General features: G+C 43.3%; 23 protein-coding genes and 2 pseudogenes. 8 read left to right on the top strand and 17 right to left on the bottom strand.

Features of this window, described 5'->3' with window-relative positions; genetic code table 11:
- The first annotated feature begins 224 nt into the window (after window positions 1-224).
- Genes MNQ98_RS09250 through MNQ98_RS09240 form a run of 3 tightly spaced genes read left to right on the top strand, consistent with a single transcriptional unit; the run spans window position 225 to window position 921 of the window.
- Complete coding sequence (locus tag MNQ98_RS09250; RefSeq protein WP_241932906.1) at window positions 225-413, top strand: hypothetical protein; 189 nt, start codon at window positions 225-227, stop codon at window positions 411-413.
- A gap of 2 nt (window positions 414-415) precedes the next feature.
- On the top strand, window positions 416-616 hold the full coding sequence (locus MNQ98_RS09245) for a transposon-transfer assisting family protein (RefSeq protein WP_241932905.1): 201 nt from the start codon (window positions 416-418) through the stop codon (window positions 614-616).
- Window positions 613-921, top strand: a complete 309-nt coding sequence (locus tag MNQ98_RS09240) for a cysteine-rich VLP domain-containing protein (protein WP_481856736.1) — start codon at window positions 613-615, stop codon at window positions 919-921. Before MNQ98_RS09245 ends, MNQ98_RS09240 begins: the two co-directional genes overlap by 4 nt.
- A 221-nt stretch (window positions 922-1,142) precedes the next feature.
- On the opposite strand, the gene MNQ98_RS09235 is transcribed toward MNQ98_RS09240, so the two are convergent.
- The 5 genes and pseudogenes from MNQ98_RS09235 to MNQ98_RS09215 all read right to left on the bottom strand — a co-directional run.
- Window positions 1,143-1,700, bottom strand: a complete 558-nt coding sequence (locus tag MNQ98_RS09235) for a DUF1700 domain-containing protein (protein WP_241932904.1) — start codon at window positions 1,698-1,700, stop codon at window positions 1,143-1,145.
- 4 nt (window positions 1,701-1,704) lie between these two features.
- On the bottom strand, window positions 1,705-2,037 hold the full coding sequence (locus tag MNQ98_RS09230; protein ID WP_241932903.1) for a PadR family transcriptional regulator: 333 nt from the start codon (window positions 2,035-2,037) through the stop codon (window positions 1,705-1,707).
- Between the two features lie 202 nt (window positions 2,038-2,239).
- Window positions 2,240-3,409: a serine hydrolase domain-containing protein gene (locus tag MNQ98_RS09225; RefSeq protein ID WP_241932902.1), complete on the bottom strand. Its 1,170-nt coding sequence runs from the start codon at window positions 3,407-3,409 to the stop codon at window positions 2,240-2,242.
- A gap of 100 nt (window positions 3,410-3,509) precedes the next feature.
- Window positions 3,510-3,601, bottom strand: a pseudogene (locus MNQ98_RS29830) (ATP-binding cassette domain-containing protein); the annotation flags it as partial.
- Window positions 3,602-3,868: 267 nt separating this feature from the next.
- Window positions 3,869-3,961, bottom strand: a pseudogene (locus tag MNQ98_RS09215) (ran-binding protein 10); the annotation flags it as partial.
- Window positions 3,962-4,041: 80 nt separating this feature from the next.
- On the opposite strand from MNQ98_RS09215, the gene MNQ98_RS09210 reads away from it, so the two are divergent.
- Window positions 4,042-4,323, top strand: a complete 282-nt coding sequence (locus MNQ98_RS09210; protein ID WP_481856735.1) for a DUF2642 domain-containing protein — start codon at window positions 4,042-4,044, stop codon at window positions 4,321-4,323.
- A gap of 332 nt (window positions 4,324-4,655) precedes the next feature.
- Here MNQ98_RS09210 and MNQ98_RS09205 read toward each other — a convergent pair whose 3' ends face one another.
- Entirely contained in the window at window positions 4,656-6,017 is a 1,362-nt protein-coding gene (locus MNQ98_RS09205) for a copper amine oxidase N-terminal domain-containing protein (protein WP_241932901.1), read from the bottom strand.
- A gap of 560 nt (window positions 6,018-6,577) precedes the next feature.
- On the opposite strand from MNQ98_RS09205, the gene MNQ98_RS09200 reads away from it, so the two are divergent.
- The 4 genes from MNQ98_RS09200 to MNQ98_RS09185 all read left to right on the top strand — a co-directional run bounded on the left by MNQ98_RS09200 (window position 6,578) and on the right by MNQ98_RS09185 (window position 9,381).
- Window positions 6,578-7,267 carry a TetR/AcrR family transcriptional regulator gene (locus tag MNQ98_RS09200; RefSeq protein WP_241932900.1) on the top strand — a complete coding sequence of 230 codons (690 nt, stop codon included), beginning with the start codon at window positions 6,578-6,580 and terminating at the stop codon, window positions 7,265-7,267.
- A 13-nt stretch (window positions 7,268-7,280) separates the two neighbouring features.
- On the top strand, window positions 7,281-8,165 hold the full coding sequence (locus tag MNQ98_RS09195; RefSeq protein ID WP_241932899.1) for an alpha/beta fold hydrolase: 885 nt from the start codon (window positions 7,281-7,283) through the stop codon (window positions 8,163-8,165).
- A 232-nt stretch (window positions 8,166-8,397) separates the two neighbouring features.
- The gene (locus MNQ98_RS09190; protein ID WP_241932898.1) at window positions 8,398-8,553 is read left to right on the top strand and encodes a hypothetical protein; all 156 of its coding nucleotides are present in this window, start codon (window positions 8,398-8,400) and stop codon (window positions 8,551-8,553) included.
- Window positions 8,554-8,883: 330 nt separating this feature from the next.
- Window positions 8,884-9,381, top strand: coding sequence for a L,D-transpeptidase (locus MNQ98_RS09185; protein WP_241932897.1), 498 nt, complete (start codon window positions 8,884-8,886; stop codon window positions 9,379-9,381).
- 254 nt (window positions 9,382-9,635) lie between these two features.
- Here MNQ98_RS09185 and MNQ98_RS09180 read toward each other — a convergent pair whose 3' ends face one another.
- The 11 genes from MNQ98_RS09180 to MNQ98_RS09130 all read right to left on the bottom strand — a co-directional run bounded on the left by MNQ98_RS09180 (window position 9,636) and on the right by MNQ98_RS09130 (window position 22,670).
- Window positions 9,636-10,622 (bottom strand): 1-phosphofructokinase family hexose kinase, encoded by a 987-nt coding sequence (locus tag MNQ98_RS09180; RefSeq protein WP_241932896.1) that lies wholly within the window; start codon window positions 10,620-10,622, stop codon window positions 9,636-9,638.
- Window positions 10,619-11,488 carry a class II fructose-1,6-bisphosphate aldolase gene (gene fba / locus MNQ98_RS09175; protein ID WP_241932895.1) on the bottom strand — a complete coding sequence of 290 codons (870 nt, stop codon included), beginning with the start codon at window positions 11,486-11,488 and terminating at the stop codon, window positions 10,619-10,621. Before fba ends, MNQ98_RS09180 begins: the two co-directional genes overlap by 4 nt.
- A gap of 26 nt (window positions 11,489-11,514) precedes the next feature.
- Window positions 11,515-12,486, bottom strand: coding sequence for an ROK family protein (locus MNQ98_RS09170; RefSeq protein WP_241932894.1), 972 nt, complete (start codon window positions 12,484-12,486; stop codon window positions 11,515-11,517).
- Between the two features lie 18 nt (window positions 12,487-12,504).
- Window positions 12,505-13,290, bottom strand: a complete 786-nt coding sequence (locus MNQ98_RS09165; protein WP_241932893.1) for a DeoR/GlpR family DNA-binding transcription regulator — start codon at window positions 13,288-13,290, stop codon at window positions 12,505-12,507.
- 70 nt (window positions 13,291-13,360) lie between these two features.
- On the bottom strand, window positions 13,361-14,410 hold the full coding sequence (locus tag MNQ98_RS09160; protein WP_347272246.1) for an SIS domain-containing protein: 1,050 nt from the start codon (window positions 14,408-14,410) through the stop codon (window positions 13,361-13,363).
- A gap of 224 nt (window positions 14,411-14,634) precedes the next feature.
- The gene (locus MNQ98_RS09155) at window positions 14,635-15,810 is read right to left on the bottom strand and encodes a Gfo/Idh/MocA family protein (protein ID WP_241932892.1); all 1,176 of its coding nucleotides are present in this window, start codon (window positions 15,808-15,810) and stop codon (window positions 14,635-14,637) included.
- A 451-nt stretch (window positions 15,811-16,261) separates the two neighbouring features.
- Window positions 16,262-16,423, bottom strand: coding sequence for a type II toxin-antitoxin system antitoxin (locus tag MNQ98_RS09150; RefSeq protein WP_241932891.1), 162 nt, complete (start codon window positions 16,421-16,423; stop codon window positions 16,262-16,264).
- A gap of 11 nt (window positions 16,424-16,434) precedes the next feature.
- Window positions 16,435-17,295: an SPFH domain-containing protein gene (locus tag MNQ98_RS09145; RefSeq protein ID WP_241932890.1), complete on the bottom strand. Its 861-nt coding sequence runs from the start codon at window positions 17,293-17,295 to the stop codon at window positions 16,435-16,437.
- Between the two features lie 154 nt (window positions 17,296-17,449).
- Window positions 17,450-20,176 (bottom strand): alpha-mannosidase, encoded by a 2,727-nt coding sequence (locus MNQ98_RS09140; RefSeq protein WP_241932889.1) that lies wholly within the window; start codon window positions 20,174-20,176, stop codon window positions 17,450-17,452.
- A gap of 121 nt (window positions 20,177-20,297) precedes the next feature.
- The gene (locus tag MNQ98_RS09135; protein WP_241932888.1) at window positions 20,298-21,296 is read right to left on the bottom strand and encodes a glycoside hydrolase family 130 protein; all 999 of its coding nucleotides are present in this window, start codon (window positions 21,294-21,296) and stop codon (window positions 20,298-20,300) included.
- A gap of 54 nt (window positions 21,297-21,350) precedes the next feature.
- Window positions 21,351-22,670: a glycoside hydrolase family 125 protein gene (locus MNQ98_RS09130; RefSeq protein WP_241932887.1), complete on the bottom strand. Its 1,320-nt coding sequence runs from the start codon at window positions 22,668-22,670 to the stop codon at window positions 21,351-21,353.
- Between the last annotated feature and the right edge of the window lie 25 nt (window positions 22,671-22,695).

The raw sequence follows: 22,695 nt of genomic DNA, 5'->3' as shown, positions 1-22,695 counted from the left end.
CTCAACATGTCTTTGACTTCTGCAGCGGCTGATGCACCAGATATGCAACTAGCAAGTGAGTTAAGGTCATCTTTCAACTCAGTTGGCAGTTCCGTAGTAGTTACAACATCAGAGACTGCGATCCGGCGCTGCATGAGCTAAAGCCGTTCAAGATTGAAACGCTTTCCCTTGATGAATTTGAACAGGCACGGGACGCAGCACAGAAGCCCGCCCCGGCGTTTGATGTGCAGCACGCGACCGATTATCTGCAAAAGATTGACCTTGCGGCGGCAGTCAAAGCCGACAAAAAGCGCGGCAAGGCAGAGAAGCCGGAGCGCAAGCCCACTATCCGTGAGCAGCTTAAAACGGACAAAGAAAAAGCCACCCCGAAAAAGGCGGCAGGAAGAAAGAAAAATCAAGATTTGGAGGTATGAGCATGAACAGATTTACCGTTGAGGAAACAAACCTTATTTACAACGAGGGCGGCAGACAGGAGCTTGTCGGCAATATCAACGCCGCGCTGCCCTACATGGACGCAGATATGCTGGAGCTTCCAAAGCGCACGGTAACAAAACTTGAAAAGCTGACCGAAGCGGAGTACGCCGAGCTTTCCATTTCTGCCGCTGACGAGGTATGAACGGCATAAGGCGGTTGACGCCGCCCCAAAGCCGGCGCATAAACGGGCTTGTGAAAAAGGAGTGCTGCAACTGCATTGACGGGCATTGTATTCTACTGGACGACGGCGAGGAATGTATCTGCCCGCAGCTCATTTCCTATTCGCTGCTCTGCACATGGTTTCGCGCTGCCGTACTGCCGATAGATACACAGCTCTATGAGGAGCTTTTCGCCAGGAGGACAAACGACACTGCACGATCTGTCATGCGCCCTTTGCGTCTGCTTCCAACAGCGTCAAATACTGCCCGGACTGCCGGGAACGGGTAACAGCGGCAGCAAGCCGCCGAGCGCAAGCGGAAACAGCGGGCATTGTTACGCGATAGGGGTGCATAAGCCCCTGTATAGCGCGGGTTTCCGGGCGCGTTTTGAGAGGGGTAAAGGTTTTATACCTTTTCCCTCAAAATCAGCGTTCTACTGCGTGACACACGCTTTAGTAAAAACGGGGTGCGGTTGGTCTATGAATGACCGCCGCGCCCCGTTCTTTTTTATTAATACAATGTTTTCTTTTTCTGACTAATGGCGTGTATGTATTTAATTGTAAGTTTCCATAACACTTTCCCGAGCCAAAACATCAACACACCAATCACAATAGAAATAGGTAAGAACAGCATTGGGCTTGGTGTATATGCTCCCATTTCGATTGTTATTCCGGCAATATCATATCCCATAAGATACCCAACAAATTTAATAATTCCGCCTATTGGTGTAATAACTCCACTAATCATTAAAGCGATGGAAAGAGTACTGATAAGAGGTAGAAGAAACATACCGCTGACGCCTGCAAAGCTGCTACAAAATGCAAATACAGCGCCGAATTTACGCCAACTAAATTTATTGTTCTTTGAAATGGCTTCACCTAAGTATGCTTTCGCTAATTCTTTTGGGTTTCCTAACCGCTCGATGATTTGCTCAGAAGATACACCATTATTTTGCAATTCAAGCATTACACTTTTGATTTCTTTTACAATGTCCATACGTTCGGAATCGGACATAGATTTCAAATACTTTTCAATTTTTTCAAGATAGTCATTCGTAATTTTATCCAAAATTTCACACTCCTTTAATTTCTGCTATAGCAATTAATAAATTATCCCATTCTAAGGACATAGCGTTTAAGTATTCGTTTCCTTTTTCTGTAATGGAATAATATTTTCTCGGTGGCAAACCCTCTGTACTTTCTTGCCAAGATGAAGAAACATATTCTTCTTTCAATAATCTTCTAAGCAGAGGATAAATTGTATTTTCTTTTGCAGAAACAATAGGATACTGCTCTAACTTACTTATGATTTCATACCCATAATATGGTCGCTGCTTTATTAGCAATAGAATACAAAATTCGAGTGTTCCTCGCTTAATTTGTGATTTCCAATCTTCGACATTCATGATATTTTACCTCCTGCGGTTACATCGTACAACACAGTACATCAAATATCAATAGTACATCAGTTTTTTTTATTCAACGTAATAGAGGGAATCGCTTGCTACATATCGACTGATCCAAATACATAGAGCAGCCAAATCTCATGCGCCATCGTTTCCAATGGTTCTACAGAAAGAATAACGTTCTTCCGTTTTTCCTTTTTGCCTACTTGCTAAATTCAGCAAGTAAAATATTTTTAAAAGGATTAGGACTGTTATCTCTACCCAAGCTGTTCAAACTGACGACCAACGTATGCTTGCCTCCAAGTGTACCTCCAGCAATAGTAGAAAACCCTAGAATGCCACCTGTGTGTCCCCATATCGAGACGCCGTTTGGAAGCTTAGTTTCAAAGATACCAAGACCATATCCATCGATTCCTGCTCTTCCTGTAGGAACTGTAGTAAGCATTTGTTTTAGTTGCTGTTCCTTCAGTAATTTGCCACCGAGCAAGGAAGAGAAGAATATATTTAAGTCGTCAGCAGTAGAAATCATATCTCCAGCCGAGCTACCTGCACTTGGGTTATAATAAGTAACGTCTTTTATCTCACTTGCTTCGTCTGGTTGGGAATATCCCCGAGCATGCTTGGTGCCTGGAATAACGCTTGAATTGCCAGGTAAGAATGTATCCGACAATTCAAGCGGTTCAATAATCCGATTTTCAATCTCTTCCGCGTAGCTGTTTCCGGTTACTTTTTCAATAAGAATACCCAATAATACGTATCCTGTGTTTGAATAAGACCAGCCCTTTCCTGGGACAAAGTCTGGGGGCAGAGAAATCCCCATCTTCACTATTTCTTCAGCCGTATACGATTTTTTTGTATCCATAAAATCAGCGTCTTTTGACCTTGAGTATTCAGCGATACCACTTGTATGGTTCAATATCTGCCGGATGGTAATCTGTTTACCATTATATCCGTTTCCTTGAATGACACCAGGCAACCATTTTTCGATGGAGTCGTCTAGATTCAAGCGGTTCTCTCCAGCTAATTGAAGTACAACCGTTGCGGTGAACGTCTTCGTCACGCTGCCAATGCGAAAGCGAAAATCTGTTTTCATTGGTTTCTTGGTGCTCAGATTCGCTACCCCAGCGGCATAACCCCACGTTTTTCCATCCTCAGAAGTTTTAGCAAGTATCCCCGGGAATCCAAGTTGCAATGTATCCCGCATTGCTTGCTTGACGGAATTATGATCTCGTTGAGTGCTTGTTTGTAACGAACTAGATACATTTTGAGTGGGCTCTGCTTTTACAATTGAGTTTGGCGATGTGTATAGCAGGGAACTTCCAGTTATTAAAAGGGCCAGACTTGCAAATGTAATTTGACTACGTATTTTCATAAGGCATTCCTCTCCTCTATTAATATTGTATAGGTGGTTGGTTGCTTGTTGTTCCATATTAATCACACAGCTATCATCTCCACCAATGACAAAATGTCATCATTAAGTTTGTAATCATCTTCATAATTGTTGTTTTACCAACGCCATTCTGTCCTAACAATCGGTAAATCCCTCTTTTTTTCACACAGAAATTACTTCTTTTCCTTGAAATACTCTTGTTAACTGGTTTGTTTTTCATATATACGACATATCTGTTCCGCCTTTCCCGCCTACCTCCTGCATATACATCGTACAACACAGTACCTCAATTATCAATAGTATATCAGAAGTTCCAAAAAGAATATTACTCTTAAGTAAAAGTACCGTCTCAAAAAGAGACGGCATTTCACCTCACCAAATATATAGGTAGCAAGCGTACGACAAAAAAGCTGCTTTTCAGCGGCTCCAGTTTTTAATAGTTTACTTCGTTGTATATTCACTTACTTTAAACGTTAAAATCTTATCAAATATTACATAATCTGTCCGTTTGCTGAAAGTTCCTTTGTTTGTATTTTTGATTTCTGGGCATTCGCCCAATTCATTTTGTAGGCATCTGCATAGAATGCTGTATAAATTAATTGGGAGGGAATTTTTTGAATAGTTATCCAATGATGCCTCACATGCATCACATGCCTCACATGGAGCACAAGCCACATATGCATCACATGCCTCAAACGATTGTGGTCAATCCTGTAGATCCTTGCGTTGTTGAAGCTTTAATGTCCCAAATTGGAAAAGTCGTTATTCTGGAAACCACACGTGGTAGAATCGACGGATGTGTCGTTGCTGTCAAACCAGACCATGTTGTGCTTGAACAAAGACATAAGAAGTTTCTTGTACGCATTGCCGAAATCGTTTGGATAATGCCAGAATAATTTGCGAATCAAAGGTTGGGGAGGATTACCCTCCCCTAGGGTTAAAGTTGATGACTTATTGCTTTAATAGCTGCTAAGATGGGATATACCTGTACCGGATTAACAGCGTTTGAAGAAGCATTATATTCTACACCATGATCAGTTATTCCCTCTTCGGCTAGATAACGGATAATTCATCAGGTTTTAATGTGATCCCCTTTATTTCAAGTTGTAGCCGTTCTGAATAATTCATTTTTGATTGCTCCTTTTATTTTTGACATAGTAAAACCCTCTAATCATAAATCAGAGGGTTTTTGTAAACTATTGGTAAATATATTAATCTTAATTGATCTTTAATAGGTAGAAATAGATTGTAAAATATTATTGAAGAAGTAAAGATATTTATCGCCGCTATAAGACCGTTCGTATACCCGTATATCAGTTGTTCCCCATGAGTAAGTATCTTTTGAATGACGATCAGATAATCCCCAAGACAAGTAAACCATGTCTGATGTCATTCCAATACTGATACTCATATTCTCTATTTGATTCCAATATTTCTGCGAAAAGTTATATTGCTTATATGGGCTTACTGTATAGATACCAAACTGAAAACTTGTTTCTTTAAGATTAGCGATATAAGTTTTCCCTTTGTAAATAAAATATACATCTATCCAGTCACCGATGGTGCTATCTCTTTTGACATTTATTATTTTAATTTGAGCTAGGTTTTTCACCTTTTCCGAAACAAAGTTACTGCTTAAATCAGTGATTATCACTTGAGGCTTGATTATCCATGCCGTTTTGCCAAAATATTTTTGGTACGATTCATACAAATCATTAATTGGAACGGTGACTTTCTTACTATCAGTAACAACGGTAATAGATTTAATATACTTCGAATTAAAACTGTAAGTATCATGTTCAACTTTAATGTCTGCTTTGAATAAATTCTTAATTAATTGAACTGGAACCATTAATTTCCCATTTATAATTTGAAGAGGTGCTGAGTAAGAAATCTTAGTACCATTAATTTGCACGTATCGAGAATTTAATTTCGCTTTCATTGTAGTGCTTCCATAAGTCATTATAATATCATTGGCTTTACTATTTAGTTGGACATTGCCCCCTAAATTATTGAACACTTGCGCCGCTGGGAGCATGGTATTGTTCTTTATTATTACTCCTGTTTCTTTAATAGTAACCGATTTAACTTTTGTTTTTGACTTCTTAACAGAATTACTTTCCTGATTGTTTGTTGATTTATTAGGAGTAGCCGATTTATTTTTCCACGGAGTTAAGTCCGTGCTTCCTTGTTCAAAATACTGCAATGTAATAGTCGAATCCGCTGCATCATATGAAGTTTCTGCAATTGCGTATAATTTATTGTTAAAAACGATTAAAACGTAACATACATCAACACCTAAATAATCCCCCCAATATGATTGAGCAAGAGTATTCATTACTTTCCTTTTTCCATCAACAGACAGACCGTTAAACATATCATAATCTGATTGAGATTTTAATGTAATTCTTATAGCGCCTTCATCGTACATAAGACCTGAGGTTTTGTCATCAAATCCATCCATTGTTTTAATTGATGCACTATCGATCAGTTTCCTAATTGCTTCCTGATCACCATTTGATTGAGCATGAACCGCTCCAAAATTACAGAGTGTAAAGATGATTACCAAGAAACTTATTATCCTTTTCAATTCCATATTCCTCCAATGATATTGTTTCATATAATAATATCATCATAGATCAACATAGGTATATAGAATTAGAATAATACTTGGATAGTGGTCTAAAAGACATAAAAAATGAACCCTGTGAAGAGTGCTACACTCTATAATGTTCAATTAAATTATCTTGATGGCATTTAGGACACCTAATTTTCACAAAATGTTTCTCCTCCCTTGTTCTCACGATAGCGCCTTCTGGTTTGTCTATTTTTTCTGCATCGTAAATTCTGGGACGAGCATGATTTTGTATTATCGCTATTCACTCATAATTATGGTTGCAATCATTAAACCTACTGTTACATTGACGTTTCCCTTCGATACGCATTTATATTTAAAAACCCCAACTTATATATCCCGTTTGGATCAACTTCCTCCCAATCCAACTGATAAAATGCTACTCGAATGTGTTTCTTTATAAAAGAGAGTAGTTTTTTGAAGATTTCCAGCTCTAAGTCCATTGCAATTGACAGTTATCTGAAGATCAAATATTATTGACTTAAAATTAAGTCAATAATATTGCGGAGGAATATATGGGGAAAAATCAAGAGAAAAATGCCTTAGTCCGAGAGGCTAGAAAAAGGCAAATCCTAACCGCTACCCTTTCTGTGTATGTACGATTCGGTTATCATGGCACGGATATGGATATCGTGGCAAACGAAGCTCAGCTTGCAAAGGGTTTAATCTATTATTATTACAAAACAAAAAAAGACTTATTTATTGAATTGTATTCCTGGATGTTTGAAGAAGGCTATACATTTTCAAACCGCTTGCTCACAAATGAAAATGGGAGAAATCCCATTGAGCAGTTAATGTATTACGTCTATGGGATATTTGGTGCAAACAAAGACAATCCACGTATGATGCAGTTCTTTATTCGAGTACCTTTTGACGCTTATGCAGTATTTGGCCCAGATAAATGGAAAGAGGGTGCTTCGAAATCGGATATACATCGAAAAGCGCTGTCCAGTATGATTGAAAATGGAATTTCACAAGAGATGATTCCAGCAACCGATCCGAGTCGTGCAGCCAATAGCTTTTGGTCTGTTTTTGTAGCAAATCTCTTTGAATATTCAAAACTTATCCAGGGATCAAACACGATAGACCAAGCTGACGATTCCATTGCATTAAAAGAGATTGTTCAGTTTTGTTTTCAGGGGCTAGGCATTGAATATTCTCTTTGGAATGCTTGTCTAGAAAAAGTGATTGCTGAAAACTCATAAGGGGGGCTACCCGATGCCTAAAGTCTTTAAAAGTGAGACAAAGCAAAAGGCAGTGTATGAATCCTATAATCATTTGCTAGCTGAGTGGGATGTAGCTTATGAAGAAAAAGTTGTAGAGGGCTCTTATGGAAAAACGCATCTGATTATTGCTGGAAATCCAGACCATATACCTGTACTTTTGTTTCACGGTGTGGGTGACAATTCAGCAATTATGTGGATATATAATATAAAGGATCTTTCAAAAGAGTTTCATGTAATAGCAGTCGACGCTATCGGTGGTGCTGGTAAAAGTCAGCCAAATGAAAATTACTCAAAAGGCTTTAATCAAGTGTTATGGATTGAAGAGTTGCTAGATGCTCTTAAGTTAGATAGAGTGTACGCTATTGGAGTTTCATATGGTTGCTATTTAGTGCAACTGTTCAAATGTAAATTGCCTAACCGTTTTGATAAAATTGTTGGACTTGCAGGCGGCCCATCTGTTGAAGGATACAAGACAAATAATTTGAGAAAAATGCCAATATTTTTGCCGGAAGCGTTATTCCCAACCCCAAAAAACGTATCAAAACTTTTGAAAAAATTATCGGGCGATGGTGGGGAGTCGTTTATTCGCAAACCTGCTCTTTTTTCACATTGGCATATATTATTGAAATCATTTAATAATACTTCTATGATGTTACATAAAACGTCTTCAATAAGTAAACCCGACTTCAAAATATCTAGAGAAGAAGGTCTCTTTATGCTGGGAGATCAGGATAGACTTTCTTATTACCCCGAATCGATTAAAGCATTCGAAGAGTTAAATTTAAATTATAAGATCGTAAAAGGGGCCGGACATTCCATAAATCACGAACAAGCCGATTTGATAAATTCAGAAATAGTACGATTTCTAACGAAGTAATCGTTTGGATGAAGATACAAGAGTTTTGTCAGATCCCTGTTCACTTCGCCTCCTTAGAATTCATCGGTTAACTCAGGGTTTTTTCCAATTTCATCGACGGTATTCACTAAGAGAACATGCAGGCTAGCAGCGCAATCGATGCTATAGAATGGTTCACATCTATGCATTCAATGTCATTCAAATGGGAAACCTATCCTGTATCTAAACCCTGAAATTAGGGAGGTGAAACAGAATGAATATTAAAACTGATGAATACCAAATTGCTTCGCTTAGCGGTGATGAACAGACAGTAAGCGCTATAAAAGCTGCGGAAGCGGCTATAGCCGACCTTACGGGCAAAGAAGTTACGTTAATTGCATATGAGAAGACGACTATGCAAGAGCAATAGTCTCCTTTTTTAGAACAAGTAAATCCCTTTGAGTGTAAACAAGTCGCAGGACCATTCATGTCGATGGCCTGACTGCTTCTACACCTGAAGGGATTTTTTTTGCGCGAAATTTCAGAAAGAAAATGTTTCCTTTTCACAGGATGGAACGTATAATAATTGTCGCCGTCTATACATCCAATAAATATCGGCCCAACGACATTATTAACTAACCAGTACTTGCCTTCTACAAAAAACAACTTGGTCTATTGCACATTCTTATTAAAAAGCGGCAACATTCGAGTTCTCTCTCATATACTGGAAAAGCGGAAAGAGGTGATTTACATCTTCAAAATGTTTTATCGTACACTCATCTTTGCTTTGCTCCTTTTGTTCGTCATCCCCGTTGTCAACCAATCCGACGCTGCCAGCAAGAAGCTGGACAGTAAATACGCCAAATATGCGCAGTTTATTGTGATCGACAAATCCAGCAACAAGATGACCTACTATGAAAAAGGCAAAGCAATCAAGACGTTCTCAGTCGCCACAGGAAAGAAACCTTCCTACACGCCCGAAGGCCTGTTTAAAATTCATGAAAAAACAAAAAACAGACCTTACTATAAAGAACGCATTAAAGGCGGTGACCCAAAAAATCCACTCGGTGATCGCTGGTTGGGCATTAACGTAAAAATCAACGGCAGAACAAGTTATGCCTACGCTATTCACGGAAACAACAATCCATCCTCGATCGGTAAATATATCTCTGAAGGATGTATTCGAATGCATAACAAAGAAGTCCGTTGGCTGTTTGATAAGGTCAAAATGAACACCCCTGTACTCATTCAAAAATAAATACGATCATATACAGAAGCTAAGCACTTTTCATGTGTTTGGCTTTTTTGCTGCCTTCATGAAGTTTTCTTCCTACTACTCTCTAATTCGAATCCTTTAAACTCAGAAAAAGAGAAAAACCCCTTCCGTTCAACAAGAAGAGGTACATCTGTTCAGATGTCCTTTTTCCCTTGTCGATTTGAAGGGGATGTTTGGCCAAATATATAATTAGCTTTTGAATCCCTGAATATATATCCGCACTTCCTGACCTGCAATCAACCCCATGGTTCAACCTTAATTTGCTCTAGCAACCGCCCAAAATCAGTCGGTACTACGCACCCTGCAGTCGGATTGAGTGCATTCGCACTTCCCGCAGCAGCGGCATAACGCAGGCATTCCATAGCTGACATGTTGCGGACATGTGCAAATGCATATCCCGCCACAAAGGAATCCCCACTGCCTACCGGATTAACTATGTTCATCCGGGGGATATGCACCCGATAAACAGTGTCACCAATACAAGCCAATGCACCCAGTGCGCCCAAAGTGACAATCACTCTCGAAATTCTGGTATCCTTGGCAAGTTTTTGGATGGCTGCCCCATAGTTATGCAGAGAAACTTCAGCATCCGATTCCGAGTCCATATTGCGATCAGCAACAATGGTGTCGTGTAGCCATGGTTTTATTTCATCCTCATTCGGTTTGATGAATCCAGGCTTGCCTTTCATCCCTTCTATAAGCGCAGCCCCGCTCGTATCAAGGAATACCTCCGAACCGTGGGAGGAGCAAATCTCAATCAATTCGGTGTAAAGCTCCGGCCTGCACCCTTTCGGCAGACTCCCGGAAATAATGATAAGACCGGCCTTTTGCGCCAAATCTCCGATTTTGGACTTCATTCTCTCCTCGTCTTCCGGAGTCACCAGTGGGCCCGGTTCCAAAGCTTCCGTAAAGGTATGGTTTACCTCGTCCACAATACTAAGGCAAACTCTCGATTCACCTTCGATGGATACGAAATCTGTCCCAAATCCCTCACTCTCAGCTGCACGGACAATAAACTGCCCGTTATACCCGGCCGTAAAGCCTGTCGCAGTTAACTCCGGATGTCCAAGCTGATGCAGTACTCTTGAGACATTAAGTCCTTTGCCGCCAGCAATGGCATGAACGCGGTCCACACGCATGACGGTTCCTGACGACCAGCCGTTCATGTAATATGTTTTATCGATAGCGGCATTTAAAGTTACGGTGACAATACCTTGATTCATTGGTAATAATCCTTAGCTTTCCCAAAAGAGCCGCACAGACGCATCTTTTCGATCGTAGCCTTTTTCAAAGCCTGTTTCGCCGGAACCATGTATTTACGAGGATCGTTTTCCTCCGGATTCTGATCAAACACTTCTTTAATCGCATTGGAAAACACGATACGAAGCTCAGTCGCAACGTTCATTTTGGACATCCCTTCCGCTACGCAGCGTCTGACTTGTTCATCGGGAATGCCGGACCCGCCATGAAGCACAAGCGGAACCGAAACTTTTGAGGCGATGTTCCGAATGCGTTCAAAGTCAATGTTGGGCTCTCCCTTGTAAATCCCATGAGCGGTACCAATGGCAGGAGCGAGCGTATGCACTCCGGTTAACTCTACAAACCGGGCGCATTCATCCGGATCTGCAAGCAGGGCATGCTGTTCGTCTACAACGATATCATCTTCTACGCCGCCAACTCTCCCAAGTTCAGCTTCCACGTTAATTCCTACCGCATTCGCTGCTTCAACAACCTTCTTAGTCATGGCCACGTTGACATCAAATGCTTCATGAGAGGCATCGATCATTACGGAGCTGTATCCGGCCCGGATACACTGCATAATGATATTAAAATCGGAACAATGATCCAAATGAAGTGCAATCGGAATGCTTGATCTTTCGGAAGCTACCTTCGCGGCCTTTGCAATATAATCCGGCCCAAGATGCTTCACGGTTCCTACCGTGGATTGAATAATTAACGGAGACTGCGTTTCTTCGGCAGCCTCGACAACAGCCTGAAGCATTTCCAGTGTGTGTACGTTGAAAGCGCCGATGCAGTATCCCCCACTGCGAGCAGCCTCTAATAATGGCGTAGATGATATAATGGTCATTGTAAAATCCTCCCCAAGATCAAAGATTATGATTGCTTTATCTCATGACGCTGCTTCGCCTGCATGGCACTTCCGATCACGCCGGCATCATCTCCAAGCACTGCTGTCTTGATGGTGACGTGGTGCCTGAAATCCGGCAGCAACCGTGACATTAATGTTTGACGCAGCGGTGTTAGCAGTCTTTCTCCAGCCATTGCCCCGCCACCGCCAATAATAATCACCTGCGGACTGAGTATATGCACGGCTGGTACAAGCGCTTTACCAAGAAGTTCTCCGGCGTGATTCATAATATCGGAAGCCAAGGAATCTCCCGCATCCATCGCTTTCGAAATATCGGCCGCCGATAGGCGTTGTAGATCGTCTCCAGGAAACCACTGTGACAATAGGGTCGGTCTCTCCTCGGCTATAAAACGTTTGGCCTCACGCACCATGCCGGAGGCTGAGGCGGCTGCTTCCAAACAGCCATCAAAGCCGCACCCGCATGGAGCGGATTCGCCGTCCATCGTTCCGTGACCAATTTCGCCGGCTAGATCACGGTACCCGTAATAAAGCTGTCCCCGACTGACCATAGCCGATGCGATTCCGGTTCCCACGGTCAGTCCAAGGACGTAATCAACACCCAAGCCCGCACCATACACCGCTTCACCATAAACATACATCCGCACATCATTATCGATATAAACCGGCAAAGATGTGCGCCTGGACAATTCCGAACTCAAGGGAACATCACGCCAATTCAAATTGGCGGAATACAGAGCAATCCCATCCCAAGGGTTCACCAATCCCGGAATACCGATGCCGATGCCGGCCACCTTACCGAAGAGTCCTGCTCTGGCAGTAACTTCGGAAACCATTTGAGCCATATGATCCAGAACGGACGAAGTGCCGAGAAAAGCCTGTGTAGGCTTTTTTATAGAGTCCAGCACTTCACCTTTCTCATCCACGATACCGCAAACAATGTTTGTTCCTCCGACATCTACACCGATCCAGAAACTCATCGTTTCTCCTCCTAAGGATTATTCGCTCTCGGCTACATATAGTGAAGTTCCGGCTTCCTTTAAAGCTTTGACCAATGCGTCAGACGGTTGCTCATCCGTGATACAGCCATATAGCTCTTCTAGCTGGGCCACCGTAAACAAGGAAGCACGGCCGATTTTGGTATGATCGAATACCGCAATCGTTTTATCCGCACGGCGCATAAGCATGCGTGCTATGTTCGCTTCCAGCTCCGAGTAAGTACTCACACCGGAAGTTGTAAACCCGTCAATCCCCATAAACATCGTGTTGATGTTGACAGCATTGACGGTCTGCTCTGCCAGCGGGCCGCATAGTTCAAAGCTTTTGTTGCGCAGTACACCGCCGGTCAGAACCACCTGAAGGTCGCTGTTCTCGGACAGCTCCATCGCAATATTTACGGCATTAGTAACGACCGTAATATTTTTTCTATGTTTTAACTGCTGGGAAATCAGGAAAGTGGTTGTGCCCCCGGTTAATCCGATGACATCTCCTTCTTGAACTAATGAAGCCGCCAATCGGGCGATCTCCAATTTTTCCGGGTATAATACGTGCTGCTTCTCAATGAACGGAACCTCGTATACCGAAGCCGGCTTCACATACATTGCTCCGCCGCCGACACGTCTGATGACGTTTCCGCTTTGCTCCAATTCCTCAAGATCCCTTCTAACTGTAGCCTCCGAACAATTAAACGCCGTCATCAGCTCTTGAAGTGACATTTCTCCCTTCATCTCCAGCGCACTCAGGATTTGGTTTTGTCGTTCTGCTTTCATTCCGATACGTGCCATTTGCTATTATTTCCTCCTAGCTGGGGATTTTGAAGTGCCGCTTCAACTATTTCAGCCTGGCGAACGCTTGTTAAATCTTGACTACTTGCGTCAAATTACGTGGTTCATCAGGATCAACGTCTTTGTTAACAGCTGTCCAGAAGCCGATATATTGAAGAAGCGGCAAATACATAACGGCACGAGCTTCATCGCTCACATCAGTTGCCCCAATCTCAAACACGGCGTCCGCGAAAGCGGTGTCGTCGCCCGCGCAGGCTGTAATTACGAGTACGTAAGCCCCGTAAACCTTCATCTCCTCAGCGACTTTCAACTCATAAGATCTTGCCGTCTCCGAGAGCAGTAATACAACGAGCGAGCCCTGTTCGATAATCGATTTTGGACCGTGTCTGAATTCAAGGGTGCCGTAGCTTTCAGTCCAAGTATAAGACATTTCCTTCAGTTTGAGGCATGCCTCTTGCGCAATACCAAAATAACTGCCCATGCCGAGGTATATCGTTTTAATAAAATCGTTGTTCTCGATCAGCCCTTTGGCAAAAGCATCGGCTTCTGCTATTTTTGTCCCGGCCTGATCCATCACCGTTCTAATTTCATTTGAGTAACCGCCGCCTGCAGCTGCTGCTATAGCCGCTTGCATCATAAATGTCATACTTACAAATGATTTCGTCATGACTGTGCTTTTTTCTTTACCGAACGGTGATACGAGACATTCCGTTTGCTTAGCCATACCACTGTCTTCATAACAAGTGATTCCGCAAGTATCCCAGTTTTCGAGACCTTTAACCGAGCCAATGGCCAAAATTACTTCAGTAGATTCACCGGAACGCGATACGCCGACAAGCAATTTTTTACCTTGTTTTGCCGAAGACTGGTCCCTGAACAAGAAAATTTCCGAGGAAGGAAATGCGCTCGCCGGTCTTGCGATCCAATAACGGAAAGTCGCTGCCATCGTCTGGGCCTGATAATAGGATGAACCCGAACCAATAAATATAACTTCTTCGTATGCAGGATTGCCAATATATTTCTCAACCCAATCCTGTTGTCTGGCTAGCTGCTCCCATGCAGCTGCCATCGCTTCAGCCTGTTGTCCAATCTCCGGGTAAGTCAACTTTCCTTTCATCATAAAAGAACGTCTCCCCTCGCATCGTTATAATGATATATTAAATCAATATTATGATTTTTTCAATCACTATTATGAATGGTTTTTTCAAATCTGATGAATTAAAAAACGACCGTTTCCTGAATCGATAACAGAAAGCGGTCGCTCGGTAACATTTATCTAATAGCTACGAAATATTGAAGTATGAAGTAAAAGCTTATGGATATTTAGTGCAGGTACATCATCCCTCAGATCGGAAGCTTTTCCTGATGCTCTGTGGCCGGACGATGTTTACCTTGATCGATTTGGACGACTTTCCCTCCTGCACGAATGGATTCCGTAGCCGCGCAGCCTACCGCAACACTCATTCTGCCGTCAAACGGGCTAGCTAAAGGCTGCTTGTTATCCAACACGAGGTTAATAAAATCTTCACAAATCCGCGGGTCGGCGCCTGAATGAGTTCCGGGCATTTTCTTCATCTCGTAGGTAATGTCGCTCATTTCATGCCAGGAGCCTGACTTTCTGGTTTTGACATGGATTTTATCATTCACATCATCGTTCTCGATCCGGCCCTTTGTTCCAATAAAGGTATAATTGCGGGAATAGTCCGGTGTAAAATGGCACTGCAAATATGAAGCTTTGATGCCGCCCTCCAACTCCATAATGACCATATTATTATCTTCAACATCGATTTCTTCGCGGAAAGCGCATTGGGTCAGCCGATCCAGACTCACGTCAGGACAGGTCTTTTGCCGATCACATTCAGGACAATACAGATCATCAGGCATATTTCCACCGTAGTAATCCAGGCTGCCGAATGCAGACACCTTTCTCGTATACTTGCCTGTGATCCAGTGAATGACATCAATGTCATGCGAAGCTTTCTGTAGAAGCAGTGAAGTTGTATTTGCCCTTGTGCCGTGCCAGTCATGATAATAATAATATCCGCCCAACCCGACAAAATGCCTCACCCAAACCGCTTTGATATCACCGATTACCCCTGAATCAATTATCTCCTTCATCGTCTGGTACATGCTCATGTACCGCATATTGAACCCGATCATGAGATGTTTTCCCGACTGTTTCCATTCGTCCAGGATGCGATCACACCCTTCCGGAGTAATAGCCAGCGGTTTATCGCAGTATACATGTTTTCCTGCCCGAAATGCGGCAATAGCTTGCTCTTCATGTAGGTAATCCGGCGAAAGAATAACCACTGCGTCAATGTCCTCTCGTGATAACAGCTCATGGTAGTCCGTCGTAACAAAAGCATCCGGATTAACCGTCTCTCGAAATTTTGAAAGTGCTTCCAAAGAAATGTCTGCTGCACCCGTTACAATGGACTTTCCACCGGGCTGATGCCAGTATTCCACAATGGAGCTTCTGCCTCCTACACCAATCACACCTACTCTAACCTGATTCACTAGTCCTCACCTCATTTTGTGATTTCACGATCATGAACTCAGCGTTTCGATGATATTTTAAATCATAATTATGATTTTTTCAATCATATTATTGACAAAAAGAATCAATTATTTGGAGGAATTGTATGAATAAATGGAGATTATAAAAAGGATAGACGCAAGCAGAGAAAATAATCTGCTGAATCTATCCTTCTATATAAGTTGAACTAAAGATTCTCAGCCCGAGCATCACTACGAATACAGATTATTCTTCCAATCGCTGTTGCCCCCAGATTTCTTTGATGTATTTATATCATTGTTGAAATCCGGGGACAAAGGCGACCACTCCGTTTCTCCAGAATAATTCTGCCTTCTTCGTTGAAGTTTTCTATTTCCTTAGTTCAATCTATATGGTTACTCATTTTTACCTTTTGTGAGTCCACCTATAACTCTACGCATTTATCCATTCATTTCACTCTTTATCTTTTTTCCATCTTCCTGATTTCTTCACTGCTTCTTTCAAAAGAATCTCAATTTGAGCATTAACGCTTCGCAGCTCATCATCAGCCCATTTTTCAAGAGCATCATAAAGGTTGGGATCGATTCTTAGCGGATAAGCTTTTCGTTTTGCCATATAACGAGGTCCTAATGGATACTTCCTGTGTTAATAACAGGCTGCGTTCCTTTTTCCGACACAATGGCAACCATCAGATTATTTACCATTTGTGCCTTTTTATCATCATCCAGCTCGACAACGCCTTCATCCGCTAATTGCTCGATTGCGCTTTTTACCAAACCGACAGCACCATCTACAATAACTTTACGTGCAGACAATACAGCCTGTGCCTGTTGTCTCTGCAGCATAGCAGATGCTACTTCAGAAGCGTAGGCAAGGTGCATAATACGAGCCTCAATGACATCAACTCCGGCAACTGCCAGACGGCTCTGAAGATCTTGCGCTAAAAAGTCAGCGATTTCATCACTATTTTTACGCAATGACATATCCGTTTCTTTCTCAAAATGATCATAGGCATATTGACTGGCAATGTGGCGAATACCTGTCTCGCTTTGAATCTGAACAAATTCTTCGTAATCCTCTACATCAAATGTTGCTTTTGCGCTGTCCGAAACTTTATAGACAACAACAGCAGCAATTTCAATCGGATTCCCCTCTAGATCATTGACCTTTAGCTTTTCACTGTTAAAGTTGATGACTCGAAGAGAAACTCTGGATTTAATGGTTAAGGGAATAGCTACCCATAGCCCCTGCTCTCTTATTACACCTACATAGGTTCCGAATAAAGTAAGAACTTTGGCCTCATTCGGTTGAACAATGGTTATGCCTGAAAGAATCAGCATAGCTGCAATAATCAAGAGAACTGGAATTATCAGGGCTGGACCAACAGAATCCGTGGAAATGAACTGGAATACAGCCAGACCGATAAGCAGTAACGATACAATAATACCGAGATAGCCGTTTACCTTTAATGCTGGTTTTTCTTGCATGTTTGACTCCCCCTATATATCAATGTGATATCACAATTATATCATGATGATATAATTATTGGCAATAGGAATAAACAAAGTCCGATTCCCGCAAGAAATGCAGGAATCGGACTTTAGTCAAGTAGTGATCTATTCTTTTATAAGTTCATAACCTTTAAGCTTTCACACCGATGGTCAAGATTTCATAAGGCTTCACAGGAAGTGAAAATTCTCCACGATCATTAAACGGCTGGAGAGCTCCTGTTTCTTCCAGAATTGTCGTCTTGTAAGCCTGTGCCCCAGTAAGTTTGGACTGCAGTGTCAGTTCAGCAGGAGCTGCACCCATATTAAACCAGCGGAGCATCAGATCCCCGGATTTACGGCTGATTTTAAGCGACGAGAATGCAAGCTCTTCGTTTTCCCATTCAAACGCTGCACCATTAGGCGATACCTTTCCTTCATGAACACCAGTCTGGCACGCGGTCCATGGAATCTGGAACTGATAAGCTTCTGCATATGCACCGGAAGCAATTCCATCCCCATTGTGCGGAATAATTTCCATACGAACGGTATGAACACCCAGGCACTGAGCTTCCGGTGTCGGGAAGTAACCCCAGTCACCAAGCTCGCCAACAGCACGCAGCATCGTTACCGCAATCGTATTTCGACCATCGCGCAAAACTTCATATTCATTCAATCCAAGGTTAGCCACCGTAAGTCCGGCACCTTCCCCGCTCACATCAACAAATGCTTGTTGATGTGCTGTATTGCTAGGGTTCTCCCATTCTTTAGCAGGAACATTATTTCGTGATACGATTTCGAACATGGAATCAGCATGATGAACAGAAGTTTCCATATCCGTTGGGAACAATGCCCGTAGACGATGATCTTTAGCCTGATTGTTGAAAGTTGCTTCCAGTTCGATGCCTTTGCCTTCCCGGTTCAAGGAAATTAGTGTACGGATCGACAGCATGACTGTCTCACTTGACCGCTGAGCTTTACGCTGTGGATAATAGATCAGCTCGATCTGCTCTTCATCAAGCTTCTCGTCAGCTGATACCGGTATTTCCCACTCATGAGTCACTTCCAGAGTTGCACGATACGGTGTATCCTCCACAATACGGATCTTGGCGTCAAGACCCTTGGTTGTCAGAGTTTCTTCACCTTCTGGCTGCTTGAACATGTATTCGTTACCGATATCTCCGGTGTTTTCATACACGCCGAGATCGCGGAAGACTTGTCCGCTTCTCTTGTCTGTCAAAGTGAAGGAACCGTCTGATGTAAGCTCCACTTTCAGAATTCCGTTCTCCAGTACTCTGTCTCCAGTGAGCAAAGACGCAGGGACAGCTGGCTTTACATCGCCCTTCACAAACGCATAGGTTTTAATTCCGAGTGCAGACAAGTCTTTAGCTTCCAAAGTCAGCTTCACTCTACGGCACATATAAGGCTGACGGAATTTGTCATCCGGCAGATCATATCCGAACTGGAGTCCCAGATCTTCCATCGTAAATGCCACGCTGTTTCCTTCGCTATCCACAACGGCACGTCCGGACAGGTCAACTTCTTTCATTCGGCGGCTCGTCTCTTCCAGAGAATATCCATCGCGGAAGTATAAACGTTCAGCGTCCAGTTCTACGGTTACCGTACCGCTACGCTTCCATCCTGTAGTGTTGAATACGACAAAAGGAACGGCGCTCTCCCCCCATTTAGCAAAAGACGTTGTATCGACAGCTTCAGCGATTGCCTTCTTGCTGTCATCCACAATGCTTTCAGCCACATGGCGGCTCTTATCGAAACGAGTTACCATCTCGCGGTGCACCTCGTCAACGCTGCAGCCGCAAATACTATCATGCGGGTGGTTCTGCATCAGCGTCTTCCAAGCATACGTGAACAGATGATGCGGATACTCTTGTCCAACCAGACTTGCAAAGGAAGCAAGCGGCTCCGCTACTTTTTCAAGTATGCTCTGGCCCGTCTGATTCATCTGCTTCAGGTAAACACGAGCCGAAGCTGTATTTACCAGCGTCCCCCATCCGTCGGTACGTTGGCTGCGAAGCTCGCCTTGTACAGAGGACAAATCTTGGCTCATATTGTTCTTCAAGTCTACCAAGTAATCAGCAAAGGTAGAGTGAACAAACTCCGTGTCCGGATGAAGCTTCTTCGCTGTTTGAATCGCTTCCGGAAGATCGCATTGGATCGGCTGGTGGTCACATCCGTTCATATAGAGCAGTTGTCCCGTTGATGCATATTTCTCAGCATCCGCAAGCTTTCTTTCCCAGTAAGCTTTAGCTTCTTCTTCATCGACAGGAACTTCGTTACCGTTACTGTACCAGTTCGCGAACAGAATACCGAGCACTTTGGAGCCGTCTGGACCTTCCCATACCAATTCGGAGAATGAAGACTCAAAGTCTCCATCCGATACCGTATTGTTAAAGCCTGTCGGCTTAACTCCGCGACCAAAGAAGGCATTGTCGATACCGGATTGCTTCATCAGCTGTGGTGTTTGGCCTACGAGGCCAAATGTGTCAGGGAAGTAGCCAATTTTGGATATCGTTCCGTAAGCTTCGGTATCTTGATGCCCGATCTGCATGTTACGAACGTTCGCTTCACTGCTCGTCAAGAAGGCATCCTGCAAAATATACCAAGGACCGATCTGGATACGTCCATCATGGATCAGCTTCTCAAGCTGCTCCTTCTTCTCCGGACGTACCTGTAAGTAGTCCTCCAAGATAATGGTCTGTCCATCCAGGAAGAAGTAGCGGTACTCCGAATCCTTCTCCATTGTCTCAAGCAATTGATCCATCAACTGGATGAGCCGTACATGATGCTTCTCATAAGGTAAATACCATTCTCTATCCCAGTGGGTATGAGAGATGATATGAGCTTTTCTTGATTGGGTCATAGTTGTAACTCCCCCTGCTTCATAGAATGGTGTATAAAACACGACAAGCGTGTGAAATGTTTTATTGAACCCATCATTTTACACGCTTGCCTGTCTCTAACGTTAGTTTTTTGCTTAAAGGTTACGCCTCATCTACCAAAGGGTATTCTTCCATATAGTTCATCAGCTCGTCGACGGTCGTAAACGCGAGTCCAGTCACGGTGTCGGCGCAGCCATAGTAAATCGCGATGCGGCCGGTATCGGCATCGGTCAACGCGGCGCAAGGGAACGTTACGTTAGGTACGTCGCCCATGCATTCGTACGTCGTTTCAGGTCCCAAAATGTAGTTACGGGAACGCGCTTTAACTTTCCATGGCTGATCCAGATCAAGCAGAGCAACGCCCATACGATAAACGAAGCCGTTGCAAGTATTGATAACGCCATGATAAATCAAGAGCCAGCCTTTGTCCGTTTCGATCGGCACTGGTCCTGGTCCGATTTTCTTGGACTGCCAAGCCGAAGCATCTCCATCAATTGTTCCCATTACATAACGGTGCTTGCCCCAGAAGGTAAGATCAGGACTTACACTGTAGAAAATATCCCCGAACGGCGTATGGCCCGTATCGCTCGGACGGCTGAGCATCGCGTAATAATCACCGATTTTGCGCGGGAACATTACCCCGTTGCGGTTATACGGCAAAAAGGCGTTTTCCAGTTGGTGGAACGTTTTGAAATCGGTCGTATACCCAATACCGATCGTCGGGCCATGATAGCCATTACACCAGTTGATGTAATAACGGTCTCCGATTTTGATCACTCGAGGATCGTAGCGGTATTCACGCTTGGTTACTTCCTCATCGCCTTCGAACACGATAGGATCATGATTGATATTCCAGTTTATTCCATCTTCACTAAATCCAGCGAAAATATCCATACTAACCGATCTGGAATCGCAGCGGAACACACCAGCGAACCCACCTTCAAACGGAACGACAGCAGAGTTGAATACACTGTTGGAATTCGGGATTGCGTGACGCTCAATAATCGGATTTGCTGAATAGCGCCATACTGGAGCATTGAGACCCTCCGGCTTGTCCTGCCAAGGGATGTTATTTAGGGATTCGCCAATAATTTTGCTCATTGTTATGTCTCCTTTTTGTTAGAAGGTTTATTATGCATTTAGATTAACACAAGCTCACAAAATGCCTTCTTTCATCGCCTTGTACACAAGTTGAGAGAAGAGGCTGTTCGACCAAGCAAACCATGATCTCGTAAATACTTTCGGATCATCAGCGTGGAAGCCTTCATGCATGAATCCGGTATCCGCATCTGTCGATTCCAGCATAGCGATCATTTCAAGTTTCTCTTCAGCGGATGATGCCGTAATTCCCTGCATGGACAATGCCATATGCCAGATATAATTCGCTGGTGTATGCGGACTTCCAATTCCCTTAGCCATTTTCCCTTCAAAATAGAACGGATTTTCTTTGCTCAGGGCAAAACGTCTTGTGTTCTGATAAATCGGATCATCTGCAGTTACATATCCAAGATAAGGAATCGACATTAGACCCGGAGTTCCTGCATCATCCATCAGACAATGGTTACCGAACCCATCGGTTTCGTATGCATAGATCGGTCCGAACTCTGGATGACGATAAATACCATACAGCTTAATACCATGATCAATTTCAGCTTCAAGCTTCTTAAGATCAGCAAGAAGTGTCATATCACGGAAAATCCATTCTGCGAATTCTTGCATATGACGCAGAGCTACTACAGCAAACATATTGCCTGGAATGTTGTAGTGGAAATCACAAGCGTCATCGCTTGAACGGAAGCCTGACCATACCATTCCCGTGTAATTGACTGGCATGCCGAGACCGTTATTGCGCAAGGAATCCTCTGGAATCCCGTTATCCCGTGTGAAGCGGTATGGTGAACGCTCGAAATGGTATTGCTCCGTCTTGAACAGTTCCACGATTTTCAGCATAGCCGCTTTAAAACCTGCATCAAACACATCGGTAAGTCCAGTCTCTTTCCAATAAGCATAAGCCAGACGCACGGAGAAGCACAGGGAATCGATTTCGAACTTGCGCTCCCATACCCACGGTGACATATCGGTCTCATCATCCGTATTCCAGTGCCAGTCATTAGCGGATTCATTAAACGCATTGGCATAAGGATCAATATGGATATAGTTCATATGACGCTTGATCAAGCCGCTCAGAATTCGCTGCAGCTCAGGGTCATTTTTGGCAAAAGGCACGTAATGCATAACCTGTTCTACGGAGTCGCGCAGCCACATTGCCGGGATGTCACCAGTAATGACAAACGTCGTGCCGTCATCCATCAATTTAGTCGTCGTCTCCAACGTATTCGGAAACGTATTTTTAAACAACTGCAAAAGCTTGGGGCGATGAGCCAGCTTCTCTTCCGCTTCCTTCAGCACATCTTGAATGGATTGTGGCAGCGTAAGGGTCGGCATAGGTATTTTTGGGAGTCTAAATTGTTCCATGTGTATTGGCTCCTTTAGTTAAGTT

The organism is Paenibacillus sp. N3/727 (assembly GCF_022637315.1).
In the GTDB taxonomy this organism is placed as follows: Bacteria; Bacillota; Bacilli; order Paenibacillales; family Paenibacillaceae; genus Paenibacillus_AQ; species Paenibacillus_AQ uliginis.
The sequence above is the reverse complement of the archived record's forward strand: the minus strand, read 5'-3'. Positions and strand labels throughout refer to the sequence as shown.